Here is a 708-nt window from a genome sequence, read left to right on the forward strand (position 1 = left end):
GCTTCAAGGACCTGCGCACCGGCCAGGTGCTGCCGGACCGCATCGAGAACGTCTCCCCGAACGTGGTCTGGGCCGATGACAACCGCACCCTGTTCTACGTCGAGAACGACCCGGAAACCCTGCTCACCGTACGGGTGAAGAAGCACGTGCTGGGCACGCCGACCAGCAGCGACGTGTTGGTCTACGAAGAGAAGGACGACAGCTTCTACATGGGCGTGGGCCGCACCCGCGACGATAAGTACCTCACCATCGAACTGCACAGCACGGTCAGCTCGGAAACACGCTACGCACCGGCCGCCGATCCACAGGCATTCACGCTGTTGGCCGCGCGTGCGCGCGACGTCGAATACGATGCCGACCACTTCAACGGTCGCTGGGTGATCCGTACCAACGATGCCGATGCGAAGAACTTCAAGATCGTGACCGCGCCGAGCAATGCCACCTCGCGCAAGCAGTGGACCGACTGGGTCGCGCACGATGATGCGGTGCTGGTCGAAGGCTTCGAGCTGTTCGACGGCTTCAGCGCGATCGCCGAGCGCTCCAATGGCCTGGAGCGGATCCGCCTGCTGTACCCGGACGGTCGCCAGGACTACGTCAAGGCCGACGAACCGGCCTACTCGATGGGCCTGGCCGCCAATCCCGAGCCGGACAGCCCGTGGCTGCGCTACGCCTACAACTCGCTCACCACCCCGACCACCACCTTCGAAC

At 64.4% G+C, this 708-nt stretch carries 1 pseudogene; it reads left to right on the plus strand.

The features are described from left to right. A pseudogene (locus tag ACXJKJ_RS30590) lies at nucleotides 1-708 on the plus strand (hypothetical protein); the annotation flags it as partial.

This window comes from Roseateles sp. P5_E1, from assembly GCF_054049335.1.